This is a genomic window from Herbaspirillum sp. 3R11 (assembly GCF_004563925.1).
GTDB lineage: Bacteria > Pseudomonadota > Gammaproteobacteria > Burkholderiales > Burkholderiaceae_D > Herbaspirillum.
The window spans coordinates 159,370-172,953 of record NZ_SPNJ01000003.1; the positions used below are offsets into that span (position 1 = coordinate 159,370).

A 13,584-nucleotide genomic window follows, 5' to 3' on the forward strand; every position below is an offset into this window, starting at 1 on the left:
TCGCGTGAAGAGGATTAACCGATATACAACGGCCTGTTCGAAATCGAACGACGTCTTTATCGTTGTGACAACACTGGGTAAAACAGGGAGAGAGTCGCTATCAGGAAGCTGATAACCGGAGAGTCTGACGAGCCGCCTGAAGAAAATTCAGGCGGCTGTACGAAGAGAGACAGGCAAGAGCGAAGGCGCTATCAGTCGCCCGCGATGGTCATGCTTTCCAGCAGGATGGAGCCGGTTTCCTTGGTGCCGCGGATCAGGGTGTCGTTGCCGATGGCGACGATCTGACGCAGCATGTCTCTCATGTTGCCGGCGATGGTGATTTCTTCCACTGGATACTGGATCACGCCCTTCTCGACCCAGTAGCCCGACGCGCCGCGCGAATAGTCGCCGGTCACATAATTCACGCCCTGCCCCATCAGCTCGGTCACCAGCAGGCCGGTGTCGAGTTTCTTGAGCATGCCCTTGAAGTTGTCGGACGCTGTGGTCAGCGACGATGTGATCGACAGGTTGTGCGAGCCGCCGGAGTTGCCGGTGGTTTCCATGCCCAGTTTGCGCGCCGAGTAGGTCGACAGGAAATAGCCTTGCACGACGCCGTCCCTGACCACTTCGCGACGATGCGTCTTGACGCCTTCGTCATCGAAGGGGGCGGAGCCGACGCCGCCGATGACATGCGGATCTTCGAGTATCTGGATATGGTCGGGCAACACTTGCTTGCCCAGCGAGTCGAGCAGGAAGGTCGACTTGCGATACAGCGCGCCGCCCGACACCGCTTGCACGAAGGCGCCCAGCAAACCCGCCGCCAATGGCGCTTCGAACAGCACCGGACACTTGCGCGTCGACAGCTTGCAGGCGTTCAGACGCGCCAGCGCGCGCTCGGCGGCATAGCGGCCGATGGCTTCCGGCTTGGCCAGTTTCTTTGGATCGCGCATCGACGAATACCAGTCGTCGCGCTGCATGTTGGAGCCCTTGCCGGCAATCGGCGCCACCGAAATGGTGTGGCGCGAGAACGGATAGCCGCCGATGAAGCCGCGCGAATTGGCCGCGACAAAATGCGATTGCTGCGCGTAGACGCTGGCGCCTTCGCTGTTGGTGATGCGCTTGTCGACCGACAGCGCGGCGGCTTCGCAGCGCTGCGCCAGTTCGACCGCTTCTTCGGCGGTGATCAGCCAGGGCGTGCAGAGTTTGAGATCGCGTGGATTGAGTTCGAGGTTTTCTTCGTCAGGCAAACCGGCGCAGTCGTCGATCGCGGTGAAGCGCGCGATGTTGTAGGCGGCTTCCACCGTTTCCTTGAGCGCCTGCTGCGAGAAATCCGAAGTGCTGGCGTTGCCGCGGCGCACGTTGCGGCCTTCACCCAGGTACACGGTGACGCCGATGCCCTTGTCCTTGTTCTGCTCGATGGTCTCGATCTGGCCCTTGCGCACCGCTACCGACAATCCGCTGCCTTCGCTGATGTCGACCGCTGCGTCCGAAGCGCCCTTTTCCTTGGCGTAACGCAACACATCCTGGGCAAGCTGCTTCAATTGGTCTTGACTGTGGGTAAATACGGTATCGCTCATTGGGCTGTTTTCTTCGGAATGCGTATAAAACGGGTATGATAGCAGTCGTTTAGCTTATTTTTTCTGAATCATGCCAAATCCCAATCGCGGGTCCTGCGGCTTCCAATCCAACGAATTCGAGCAGGAATACGACCGTCCCTCCAAATCCCAACTGAAACGCGATATGACAGCGTTGCAGAAACTGGGCGAAGAACTGGTTGCCGAGCCGCGCGACCGCGTCAAGCGCGTCCCCATGCCCGAAGATGTACGTGACGTCATCCTTGAATGCCAGCAGATCAAGGATCACGAAGGTCGTCGCCGCCAGATGCAATTCGTCGGCAAGAAGATGCGCACGCTGGAGGAGCACGAAATTGCCGCCATCCAGAAGACGCTCGACAGCTGGCGCGGCCTGTCCAAAGCGGACACCGCCTCCATGCATGCACTTGAGCGTCGCCGCGAAAAGTTGTTGAAAGACGACAACGCCCTCACCGAATTGCTCGCCCAGCATCCCGACCTCGACGCGCAGCACCTGCGCACGTTGATTCGCAATGCCCGCAAGGAACAGGCCGAGAACAAGCCGCCCAAGGCGTATCGCGAAATTTTCCAGATCCTCAAGCAACTGCAGGTTGCGTCGCGTGGCGCCAATGCCGCGGAAGATGACGCAGACGAGTTGGACGATGAGCACGAAGACTGATCCGGACGAACTGCTGATCGGCCTGGTGTCGATCTCTGATCGTGCTTCCGGTGGTGTCTACGAAGACAAGGGTATTCCGGCGTTGCAGGAATGGTTCGGCGCTGCGCTGACCAGCCCGTGGCGCATGGAAACCCGCCTGATCCCTGACGACCGCGCACAAATCGAACAGACACTCATCGAGCTGGTGGATGTGGTCGGTTGCGACCTGGTGCTGACCACCGGCGGCACCGGCCCTTCGCGCCGCGACGTCACGCCGGAAGCCACGCTGGCGGTAGCCACCAAGGAAATGCCGGGCTTCGGCGAACAGATGCGCCAGATCAGCCTGCAATTCGTGCCGACGGCAATCCTCTCGCGCCAGGTCGCGGTGATTCGTGAAACGAATGACCGCGCCGCCCTGATCATGAATCTGCCGGGCCAGCCCAAGTCCATCCGCGAAACGCTGGAAGGCGTCAAGGATGCCGACGGCAAACAACAGGTGGCCGGCATTTTCGCCGCTGTGCCTTACTGCATCGACCTCATCGGCGGCCCGTACATCGAGACCAACGAAGCGGTCTGCAAGGCCTTCCGTCCCAAGTCGGCAATACGTCCGGCCAAATAAGCAATCCTCTTCAACGAGGACAGGTCAGCTGATCTGCTCCTCCGCACAACATCGCACGATTGATCTGATCAAGCAGCACCTGCAGCCGCTGCGGCGTGATGCGCAGGGGATATCCATTCAGTTCGTTGGGGGTCGATGGCCGCCAGCCGAACTGCACCAGAAACAGATTCTTGGTTCCTTCAATGACCGCCACCAGGCTGCCTTCGCCGAACGGTGCTGCAGGCCCATAACGATCGCAAAAGCCGCCGCTGATTGAGGTGTACGCGCCGTTGGTCATGGAGTCCTTCTGCTTCATCGGCGTGAAGTGCCCGGAACAACCGTTTTGCGCGCCTTGCAGCACACGTTGCACGATCTGGGTCGACATGTGCACGCCAGGACTGACGGAGGCCGCGCCGCGCTGCACCGACATATAGCCTTCGCGCCAGGAGTCATGGCTTTCGTTCTGCGGCAGGAACTCGACCACATAGTCGCCGTTCGGATCGCCGTTCATGTAGGCCAGACGCCAGCCGGTAGGCGGCTGGATGATGAGGTTTTCACCATTGGGCTGGAACAGGCTGCCTTCCAGCGCTGCGTGCGCCGCCGGCATCGCGGTCAGAGTTGCAGTCAGGGTCAGTGCGCAGGCCAGCAGCGCGGCGATTTTTTTCATCGAGGGTCTCCATCGGGGCAGGCGGGAGATTTTCCGCCGGGATCGTCGTATCATGGCGCTTCCGGCATCTCCGCCGTAAAACGTTATTGTGCACCAAGCTGCGCAAACCTGACCCGAAGAAAATACATGTCCGCACCCGCCCCGCTCCAGACCATCGAAATCGAATCCGCTCCCAACCCCACCGCCGCCGTGATCTGGCTGCACGGCCTCGGCGCCGACGGCAATGACTTCGTGCCTATCGTGCGCGAACTCGACCTGTCCGGCAGCCAGGCCATCCGCTTCATCTTCCCGACCGCACCGACGATGCCGGTGACGATCAACGGCGGCTATGTCATGCGCGCCTGGTACGACATCTTCACGCCCGACCTGGTGCGTCGCGAAGATGAACCCGGCCTGCGCGCCTCGCAGGCGCTGGTCGAAGCACTGATCGCCAAGGAAAAGGCGCGCGGCATTCCGGCCGAACGCATCGTGCTGGCCGGCTTCTCGCAAGGCTGCGCGATGACCCTGCAAACCGGCCTGCGCCATCCGGAAAAGCTGGCCGGCCTGATGTGCCTGTCCGGCTACCTGCCGCTGGCCGCGATGATCGAAGCTGAACGCCATGCCGCCAATCACGCCTCGCCGATTTTCATGGCGCATGGCCGCCAGGATCCGGTCGTTGTCATTGCACGCGCTGAACAGTCGCGCGATGCGCTCAAGGCGCTCGGCCATGACATCGAATGGCATGAATACCAGATGCAGCATTCGGTCTGCCAGGAAGAAATCGACGACATCGGCCAGTGGCTGGCGCGGGTGTTGCCGAAGTAAATCTGGTTGCAGCAAGAAGCTGCCTCGCCAAAGAAAAAGCCTGCGATGTAGATCACATCGCAGGCTTTTTTCATGTTGCGCCCGGCGTACCGGGATTACTTCGATTACATGGAGTAACGCAGTGTGAGCGCGACATTTCGCGGCGCGCCCGGCAAGCTCAGGTTCGGGCTGCTGCCGTGGCCGGAGACGATGTAGCCGGTGTTGAAGATGTTGTTGACATTCAACTGCACCGAGTACTTGGCCGCCTTGTACACCGCCATCGCGTCGGCAGTGAAATAACCCGGCAGGCTCACGGTGTTACCCGGATTCGCGAAACGGCTGCCCACGGCGTTGGCGCCGCCACCCAAGGTAAATCCATTTCCGACGTCTTTCGTCAACCACAAATTGGCAGAGTGCATTGCTGTCAACGTGGCGCGTTTTCCTTTGATCGCAACGTTGTTGGCAACCGTTGGGCTGCCGGCGACGTTGGTGCTGCTGTCAACGGCGATCGAGTCGGTCACCTTGGTATCCAGGTAGGCATATCCGGTCAGTACCTTCCAGCCTTGTTTCAAATCCGCGCTCAAGGTCAGTTCCACACCATCCGTACGCTGTTTCCCAACAGGGATAATCACCTTGGTGATAGGGTCCGCAGCTTTGATGTTGTCACGCTCAAGACGAAATACCGACACGGTCGCGCTGACCCGGCCATCAAGAAAATCGTACTTTGCGCCCACTTCGGTGTTGCGCGTATTTTCAGGCGCGATGTCGGCGTTGGTAGTCGCCAGCGGCAACGTTTCACCGGAAGGCTGGAACGAACGGCTCCACGACAGGTAATAGGACTGCGTCTCGCCCGGTTGCCAGACCAGGCCAGCGCGCGGGCTGAAGGCATTGTCAGTGCGCGACAAGTTTGCAGTGCTGGTCGTAACAACACGCGACTGCTGCTTGAAACTGTCGTAGCGGACACCCAGCAACGCTTTCCATTGGTCGCTGAAGGCGATCGTATCCTGCACATAGCCGGCCAACGTGTCATAGGTGCCGAAGGTGCGGTTGGTCACGGTCACCGCGCTTGCGACGATGGTCGGCAAAAACGGATTGAAGATCGAGGTTGGCCCCGACGTTGGACCGCTGGAACTCACCGAATCCTTGCTTTGCTGACCAACTTCCACGCCATAGAGGATTTCATGCTTTGTACCGGCGATCGTCAGTTTCTGTGTCAGCTCAGTCTGGTTGAACCAGCCATTTTCGTCGCGACTCAACGCAGCATGACCAAATTGCATCGTACGATCAACTTCGTTGACGTTGCCGCTGATATTGGTGTTGTTGCGGTTCAGGTGATAGTCGTAGTAACGGAACGCATTGCGCAGCGACAGGCTGTCGTTGAAACGGTGCGTCAATGTCGCCGCAGTCGATGCCACGCGCGACTGGCTGAAATCGGCGTCGCGCGCATTGGCGGCGCCATAGTACTTGCCCGGATCCACGCTGACCGGACGGCCCTGATACGAAGGAATGCCGAAGTCGGTCAGGCGACGGTCTTCGATGTAGTCGGCCTGCAGCAACAACTTGGTGTCGGAAGTGAACTTGACCTCGACCGATGGCGAGATCGCCGTGCGGTCGATGAATTGCTGGGCGCGGTAGCTGTCGGATTGCTCGCGCGCGCCGGTCAGACGCCACGACACCGTCTCACCGCTGCGGCCGACATCGATCTCGCCGCGACGGCCGGCGGTGCTGGTGAAGCTGACGCTGACGTCGCTGATGTCGACGCCCGGCTTCTTGGTGACGCGATTGATCAGACCACCCGACGAGCCGCGGCCGTACAGCACGGCTGCCGGGCCCTTGATGACTTCGAGCCGTTCGACATTGGACAGATCGCGGAAATACAGCGCATCGTCGCGGAAGCCGTCGACGAACTGATCGCCGATGGCGGTGAAGCCACGTATGTACACCTGGTCACGCTGACCGTCGCCGGTCGACAGGCCGACGCCGGGCACGTTCTTGAGGATGTCCTGCAGCGAAGTCGCGTGCTGATCGCGAATGACTTCGGCGGAAATGACGTTGATGGTTTGCGGAATGTCACGCAGCGGCGCTTCGCTCTTGGTGGCGCTGACGGAGGTCGGCGCGACGTAGCCCTCACGGGCTCCGCTGACCTGGACTTCAGGCAGGCTGCCGGCGCTTTGCGCCCACGCTGTGTTGATCGATGTCAGCGACAGCGTCGCCAGAACTGCCAGGTAACCCGGCTTGATGCGAAACTCCATTGTTCCTTACCTCATTATTAATGTTAATCGTTCTCATTAATATTAGCTTTCAATTGTAAGTGTGTGTAAATTCTTGTAACAATTTGGCGCCAAACATCCCATAAAACAGCGAATTGTCACGAGTATGTTGTAGTTATACGTCAGGTTCCCGTCAGCAAAAGCGGCACGCTCGCCATCAACTCGTCGATGACGACGCGCAGGCGCTGCGGCACATGCCGACTCGCCAGCCACATCAGGTGCATGTCGAAAGAAACCTGGGAAACCTCTTCCAGCACCGGCACCAACCGCCCCTGCGCCAGATGCTCGGCAATGCTCCAGCTTGGCAGCCGTGCCAGCCCGGCGCCGTCCAGTGCCGCCTCGGCGATGGCCTCCAGGTCGTCGAAGCGCAGTTGATGTGGAATGACAACGTCGCGCAATTTACCCTCTTCGTCACGCATCTTCATCTGTGCATCGCGGCTGCTGCGACCATACAAGATGGCGCTATGGCTCGCCAGATCGGCGATACTCCGCGGCATGCCGCGACGGGCGAGATACGCCGGCGCCGCGCACAAGCAGGTTTCCTGCATGCCCAGACGACGCGCAACGATGCCGCTGCTGTCGAGCAGAGGGCCGCTGCGGATCACCAGATCCACGCCTTCATCCACCAAATCGACGACACGGTCCGTGAACGAGGTGGTCAACTCCAGCGCCGGATAGCGTTGCGCCAGGCGCACCAGCACCGGCGCCACGCAACGGCGTCCGAACAGCACCGGCATGCTCAGCCGCACGCGGCCGCCCGGCAGGCCGCGACCCGCGTTGACGGCCGCTTCGCCGCTCTCAAGCTCATCCAGCGCGCGCAAGCAGCGCTCGTGATATGCCTGTCCTTCGTCGGTCAGGCTCTGGCTGCGCGTGGTGCGATGGAACAGCCGCACGCCCAGACGTTCCTCCAGCCGCGCGATGCTTTTTGCCACGGCCGAGCGTGACAGGTGCATGCGTTCGGCGGTGCGGGCGAAGCTGCCCGCCTCCACCGCCTGGACAAAAACGGCGATGCCGCTGAGCCGGTCGGTCATGATCTTTCTCCTCTCAATTGAAGAATTAAATTCTACATTCAAATGAAAAATCGCCACCACATGACAAAACACGTCGCCGATAGACTCATGCTCATTCCCATCCATCAAGGAGCAAGCAATGAGCAATACCATGCGGCTATGGCGTCTTCCTCAATTCGGCCGGCAGCACCTGCAACTGGAACAGGTCGATGTCCCGACTCCGGCAGACGATGAAATCCTGGTCAAGGTCGCGGCGGCGGCATTGAATTACCGCGACAAGCTGAATATCGAAGACGGCAGCGGCGGCCTGCAGATCACGCCGCCGCTGGTGCCTGCCTCGGACCTGAGCGGCGCCGTGGTGGCGGTGGGCAAGCGCGTCAACCGATTCCGCACTGGCGACCGCGTGCTCGGGACGTTCTGGGCTGACTGGATTGACGGTCCCTGGCCGGCGCATGCCTCCACACTGGGCGGACCGTTGACCGGCGCGCTGGCGGAATATGTCGTGCTGAAACAGGAATGGGCCGTACACGCACCCGCCACGCTGGCTGACGTTCATGCCAGCACCCTGCCCTGCGCCGCGCTGTCAGCGTGGTTTGCGCTGGTTGAGCAAGGTCATCTGCACGCGGGCCAGACCGTGGTGATCCAGGGCACCGGCGGCGTGTCGCTGTTCGGCCTGCAATTCGCCGCGGCGCACGGCGCCAATGTGATCGTGCTCTCCGGCGACGACGACAAGCTGGCGCGCGCAAAAGAGCTCGGCGCCACGCATGCGATCAACCGCCGCAAGACGCCGCGCTGGGACGTTACCGTACGCGACCTCACCGCTGGACGCGGCGCCGACCACGTGCTGGAAATGGTCGGCGGCGACAACCTGCTGCTGTCGCTGCAAGCATTGAAACAGGCCGGGCGCGTGTCGGTGATCGGCATGCTGGGCGAGGCCGAAATCCACAGCCCGAGCGTGCCGTTGTTCCTGGGCCGGCCGACCATCCAGGGCATCGGCGTGGGTCATCGCCGCGCGCTGGAAGACATGATCCGCGCAGTCGATCACCTCGGTCTCAAGCCCGTGGTGGACAAGGTCTATGCGCTGGAAGAACTGCCGGCCGCGCTTGATCATCTGGAGCGCGGCCCGTTCGGCAAGCTGGTGGTGCGCATGGATTGACTGCGCTTGCGCTCATCCGGATTCGGCACAAACAAAAACGGCGCATTCCTTTCGAAATGCGCCGTTTTTCTTGTTGCTTGTTGCTTGCTGATCAGCCTGACTTGGCTGGGATCAACGCTCCGACATCGCATCCATGACGCACAAGGCCGTCATGTTGACGATACGGCGCACCGTCGCCGATGCCGTCAGGATATGCACCGGCTTGGCGCAACCCAGCAGGATCGGGCCGATGGCCACGCCGTTGCCGGACGCCGTCTTCAACAGGTTGTAGGCAATGTTGGCGGCGTCGATGTTCGGCATCACCAGCAGGTTGGCGTCGCCCTTCAATGGCGAATCCGGCATGATTTGCGCCAGCAGCTTCGGATCGAGTGCGGTGTCGCCGTGCATTTCACCGTCGGCTTCCAGTTCCGGCGCTTGCTCCTGCAGCAGCTTCAGCGCGGTACGCATCTTGACGGCCGACTCGCTGTTGCTGGAGCCGAAGTTGGAATGCGACAGCAGCGCTGCACGCGGGTGCAGGCCGAAGCGGCGCATTTCTTCCGCTGCCATGATGGTGATTTCCGCCAGTTGCTCTGCAGTCGGGTTTTCGTTGACGTGCGTATCAACCAATACCAGCTGGCGGCTCGGCAGGATGACGCCGTTCATGGCGGCGTAGACGTTGACGCCTTCGCGCTTGCCCAGCACCTGGTCGATGTAGTGCAAATGCAGCTGGGTAGTGCCGTAGGTGCCGCAGATCATGCCGTCGGCATGGCCCTTGTGGATCGCCATGGAACCGATCAGGGTGTGGCGACGGCGCATTTCCAGCTTGGCGTATTGCTCGGTGACGCCACGACGCTTGGTCATCTCCAGGAAGGTCTGCCAGTAGTCGCGATAGCGTTCGTCGAAGTTCGGGTTGATGACTTCGAAGTCGACGTTCGGACGCAGGCGCAGGCCGAATTTCTTGATGCGCTGTTCCAGCACTTCCGGACGACCGACCAGGATCGGTTTGGCCAGGCATTCGTCGACGATGACTTGCACCGCGCGCAGGATGCGTTCTTCTTCGCCTTCGGCAAAGACGATGCGCTTCTTGGCGTCCGGCGCTTTCTTGGCGGCCTGGAAGATCGGACGCATGAAGGTGCCGCTGTGGTAGACGAACTGTTCCAGCTTTTCGGCATAGGCGCCCATGTCCTGGATCGGACGGGCGGCAACGCCTGAAGTCTCGGCAGCGCGCGCAACCGCAGTCGCGATCTTGATCATCAGGCGGGGATCGAACGGCTTCGGAATGATGTATTCCGGACCGAACGACAAGTTGGTCACGCCGTAAGTCGCAGCGACGATGTCGGATTGCTCGGCTTGCGCCAGTTCGGCAATCGCGTGCACCGCGGCGATTTCCATTTCACGCGTGATGGTGGTCGCACCGGAATCCAGCGCGCCGCGGAAGATGTACGGGAAGCACAGGACGTTGTTGACCTGGTTCGGATAGTCGGAACGGCCGGTCGCGATGATCGCATCGTCGCGCACTGCCATGACGTCTTCCGGCAGGATTTCCGGCGTCGGGTTGGCCAGCGCCAGCACCAGTGGACGCGGCGCCATCTTCTTGACCATGTCTTGCTTGAGCACGCCGCCGGCGGACACGCCGAGGAAAATGTCGGCGTCAGGGATGACATCGGCCAGGGTGCGCGCATCGGTTTCGCGCGCGAAGCGTTCCTTGTCCGGATCCATCAGTTCGACGCGGCCCTTGTAGACCACGCCGGCCAGGTCGGTGACGTAAATGTTTTCGATCGGGAAGCCGAGATCGACGATCAGGTCCAGGCAAGCCAGCGCCGCAGCGCCCGCGCCGGAGACCACCAGTTTGACTTCCTTGATGCTCTTGCCGACGACCTTGAGGCCGTTCAGGATCGCTGCGCCGACGATGATCGCGGTGCCGTGCTGGTCGTCATGGAAGACCGGGATCTTCATGCGGTCGCGCAGCTTGCGCTCGATGTAGAAGCACTCCGGCGCCTTGATGTCTTCCAGGTTGATGCCGCCGAAGGTCGGTTCCAGCGAGGCGATGATGTCGCACAGTTTGTCCGGGTCGGTCTCGTTGATTTCGATGTCGAAGACGTCGATGCCGGCGAACTTCTTGAACAGCACGGCCTTGCCTTCCATCACTGGCTTGGAAGCCAGCGGGCCGATGTTGCCCAGACCCAGCACGGCGGTGCCGTTGCTGATGACGGCGACCAGGTTGCCGCGCGCGGTGTATTTGAAAGCGTTGGCCGGATCGGCGACGATTTCTTCGCAGGCCGCAGCCACGCCCGGCGAGTACGCCAGAGACAGGTCTCGTTGATTGGTTAAAAGCTTGGTGGGCGTGACGCTGATCTTGCCCGGCGTTGGAAACTCATGGTACTCCAGCGCTGCCTGGCGAAGTTGCTGACGCAATTCTTCTTTCTTGCTGATCATCGAATCCATACTCTGCGTTCTCTTTTAGACTTGTCGAAGACCTGCGATTTTAGCAGAGCTCGGCCCGCTCTCATAGCGCGGATGCACGCCATTTATGGTGCACCGCGGCATTCGGCAAGCCTTTGCCGGTGCGGGTTCCACGGATAAAACAAAGAGACCAATGGTCCTACCAATCCGCACCAAAATAGCCCTCGCGGATGCACCGAAATTCATCGAAGGCCAACGCGTAATATCTCTGATGTATTGGTTACAATCACGCCCATGCTTAGCGAATTCGAACTTATCTCCCGTTATTTCACGCGCCCGATGGCGCAGGACAGTCGCACCGCGCTCGGCGTGGGCGACGACTGCGCCCTGCTGACGCCGGCCCCGGGAATGCAACTGGCGGTGTCGACCGACATGCTGGTCGAAGGCCGTCATTTCTTCCCGCATGCGGACCCGTATGCGCTCGGCCACAAATGCCTGGCCGTCAATCTGTCGGACCTGGCCGCCATGGGCGCGCAGCCGATCGCCTTTACGCTGGCCTTCGCCCTGCCTGAGGCGCGCGAAGACTGGCTGGCGCCGTTCTCTCAAGGCCTGCTCAAGCTGGCCGACGAACACGGTTGCGAACTGATCGGCGGCGACACCACCAAGGGTCCGCTGACGATCAGCATCACCGTGTTCGGAGAAGTGCCGTTCACTCAGGCCTTGCGCCGCGACGCCGCACGCGATGGCGACGACATCTGGATATCCGGCACGCTCGGCGATGCGCGCTTGGCGCTGGCCGGGTATCGCAAAGAGCTTGCGCTCGACGCCGAGGCGCTGCACGCCGCCGGCGCACGCATGCACCAACCGACACCACGCGTGGCGCTCGGCATGGCGCTGCGCGGCATCGCACATGCCGCCATCGACATCTCCGACGGCCTGGCCGGCGACCTCGGCCATATCCTCGCGCGCTCGCAGGTTGGCGCACGCCTCGACGTCGACGCGCTGCCGGCCGGTCCGGTGCTGCGCACGCAGGCGCAGGCGCTACGCCGCGCCTTCACGCTCTCGGGCGGCGACGACTACGAACTCTGCTTCACCGCACCACAGAACCGGCGCGAACAGGTGCTTGCGGCGGCGGAACAAGCCGGCGTCGAAGCCACCCGCGTCGGCACCATCGAATCCACCCCCGGCCTGCGCTTGGTGGATGCCGGCGGTGAACCGCTCGACCTGACGCCCTCTTCCTTCGACCATTTCAGTTCATGACAACAACAATAGACCCGGGCCGCAAGGCGTATTCGACCAAACCGGTGCGCCCGACCGCGCGCTTCATGCTGGGGCATCCGGCGCGCCTGCTGGCGCAGGGTTTCGGCAGCGGCCTCTCGCCGATCATGCCGGGCACCTCCGGTACGCTGTTCGCCTGGCTGGCGTATGCGGTGCTGAACCTGCGCTGGCCCGCCGTCTTCACGCCATCGGCGTGGCTGCTGATCATCTTCGTCGGTTTCTTTGTCGGCGTGTGGGCTTGCCATCGCACCGGACGCGACCTCGGCGCGCCCGATCACGGCAGCATGGTGTGGGATGAAATCATCGCCTTCTGGCTGGTGCTGGTCGTGCTGACGCCCGCCGACTTCAAGACGCAATGCTGGGCCTTCTTCTGGTTCCGCGTGTTCGACATGGTCAAGCCGCCGCCGATCGCCTATTTCGATCGCCGCTTCAAGGGCGGCTTCGGCGTGATGTGGGACGACATCGTGGCGGCGTTTTACACGCTGCTGGTATTTGCGTTCTGGCGCTCTATGTAAACCTGCTTCAACAAGAGTATGCTGAGCACATGGGAATGCGACGAACTCTTCCATGAAATATTTCATGTCGATGTTCATCAGACGTACATCGCGCCCATCACGTTGACCACCCGCCAACCCTGAAGGATGACATCAACATGGATACCTCGACTGACCTCGCCGCGCGCGTCGGAATCGCGCTCAAAGCCAGGAAATTGCTGCTCTCCACCGCCGAATCCTGCACCGGCGGCGGCGTCGCCCAGGCCATTACCGATATTGCCGGTTCTTCGGAATGGTTCGACTGCGGCTTCATCACCTATTCCAACACCTCCAAGAATGAATTGCTGGAGATTTCCGAAGCATTGATCGCCCAGCACGGCGCGGTCAGCGAAGAGATCGCCGCCGCCATGGCCGAAGGCGCGATCGCCAACAGCAGCTCCGACGTCGCCGTCTCCACCACCGGCATCGCCGGTCCGGGCGGCGCGGTGCCGGGCAAACCGGTCGGCACCGTCTGCTTCGGCTGGAAGGTCGGCGACCAGACCTTTACCGAACGCCTGGTGTTCACCGGCGACCGCCGCGCAGTGCGTGAGCAAGCCGTAGTGCATTCGTTGCAAGGCTTGCTGCGCTTGCTGACCTGAGCGACCGGCAAACGTGCATGAAAAAGAGCCGCAGCGAGTGATCGCGACGGCTCTGGTTGCTGCTGCGGCGGCTGCAGCTACGCTGCAAGCCGGTACATTT

The 13,584-nt window shown here is 61.4% G+C and carries 12 protein-coding genes; 7 read left to right on the forward strand and 5 right to left on the reverse strand.

Features of this window, described 5'->3' with window-relative positions; translation table 11 throughout:
* Positions 1 to 191: 191 nt before the first annotated feature.
* Positions 192 to 1,556 carry a metalloprotease PmbA gene (pmbA, locus tag E4P32_RS14190; protein ID WP_116435162.1) on the reverse strand — a complete coding sequence of 455 codons (1,365 nt, stop codon included), beginning with the start codon at positions 1,554 to 1,556 and terminating at the stop codon, positions 192 to 194.
* A 70-nt stretch (positions 1,557 to 1,626) separates the two neighbouring features.
* Between pmbA and yjgA the strand changes: the two genes are divergently transcribed.
* Both yjgA and mog read left to right on the forward strand, forming a co-directional pair.
* On the forward strand, positions 1,627 to 2,229 hold the full coding sequence (gene yjgA, locus E4P32_RS14195; protein ID WP_116435161.1) for a ribosome biogenesis factor YjgA: 603 nt from the start codon (positions 1,627 to 1,629) through the stop codon (positions 2,227 to 2,229).
* Positions 2,213 to 2,827: a molybdopterin adenylyltransferase gene (gene mog, locus E4P32_RS14200; protein WP_116435160.1), complete on the forward strand. Its 615-nt coding sequence runs from the start codon at positions 2,213 to 2,215 to the stop codon at positions 2,825 to 2,827. Before yjgA ends, mog begins: the two co-directional genes overlap by 17 nt.
* A 10-nt stretch (positions 2,828 to 2,837) precedes the next feature.
* On the opposite strand, the gene E4P32_RS14205 is transcribed toward mog, so the two are convergent.
* Entirely contained in the window at positions 2,838 to 3,473 is a 636-nt protein-coding gene (locus tag E4P32_RS14205) for a hypothetical protein (protein WP_116435159.1), read from the reverse strand.
* 126 nt (positions 3,474 to 3,599) lie between these two features.
* On the opposite strand from E4P32_RS14205, the gene E4P32_RS14210 reads away from it, so the two are divergent.
* Positions 3,600 to 4,277, forward strand: a complete 678-nt coding sequence (locus E4P32_RS14210) for an alpha/beta hydrolase (RefSeq protein WP_116435158.1) — start codon at positions 3,600 to 3,602, stop codon at positions 4,275 to 4,277.
* 104 nt (positions 4,278 to 4,381) lie between these two features.
* Here the strand turns inward: E4P32_RS14210 and E4P32_RS14215 are convergent, their stop codons facing one another.
* Positions 4,382 to 6,508, reverse strand: coding sequence for a TonB-dependent siderophore receptor (locus tag E4P32_RS14215; RefSeq protein ID WP_116435157.1), 2,127 nt, complete (start codon positions 6,506 to 6,508; stop codon positions 4,382 to 4,384).
* 140 nt (positions 6,509 to 6,648) lie between these two features.
* A complete protein-coding gene (locus tag E4P32_RS14220) occupies positions 6,649 to 7,557 on the reverse strand; it encodes a LysR family transcriptional regulator (RefSeq protein WP_116435156.1) in 909 nt (302 codons plus the stop codon).
* A 118-nt stretch (positions 7,558 to 7,675) separates the two neighbouring features.
* On the opposite strand from E4P32_RS14220, the gene E4P32_RS14225 reads away from it, so the two are divergent.
* Positions 7,676 to 8,692: an NAD(P)-dependent alcohol dehydrogenase gene (locus E4P32_RS14225; protein ID WP_199525654.1), complete on the forward strand. Its 1,017-nt coding sequence runs from the start codon at positions 7,676 to 7,678 to the stop codon at positions 8,690 to 8,692.
* Positions 8,693 to 8,803: 111 nt separating this feature from the next.
* Here the strand turns inward: E4P32_RS14225 and E4P32_RS14230 are convergent, their stop codons facing one another.
* A complete protein-coding gene (locus E4P32_RS14230) occupies positions 8,804 to 11,116 on the reverse strand; it encodes an NADP-dependent malic enzyme (RefSeq protein WP_116435155.1) in 2,313 nt (770 codons plus the stop codon).
* Between the two features lie 252 nt (positions 11,117 to 11,368).
* Between E4P32_RS14230 and thiL the strand changes: the two genes are divergently transcribed.
* The 3 genes from thiL (at position 11,369) to E4P32_RS14245 (ending at position 13,484) form a co-directional block, all read left to right on the forward strand.
* Positions 11,369 to 12,334 carry a thiamine-phosphate kinase gene (gene thiL, locus E4P32_RS14235; RefSeq protein ID WP_116435154.1) on the forward strand — a complete coding sequence of 322 codons (966 nt, stop codon included), beginning with the start codon at positions 11,369 to 11,371 and terminating at the stop codon, positions 12,332 to 12,334.
* Positions 12,331 to 12,867, forward strand: a complete 537-nt coding sequence (locus tag E4P32_RS14240) for a phosphatidylglycerophosphatase A (protein ID WP_116435153.1) — start codon at positions 12,331 to 12,333, stop codon at positions 12,865 to 12,867. The genes thiL and E4P32_RS14240 overlap by 4 nt, the downstream gene beginning before the upstream one ends.
* A 137-nt stretch (positions 12,868 to 13,004) precedes the next feature.
* Positions 13,005 to 13,484: a CinA family protein gene (locus tag E4P32_RS14245; protein WP_116435152.1), complete on the forward strand. Its 480-nt coding sequence runs from the start codon at positions 13,005 to 13,007 to the stop codon at positions 13,482 to 13,484.
* Positions 13,485 to 13,584 lie beyond the last annotated feature (100 nt).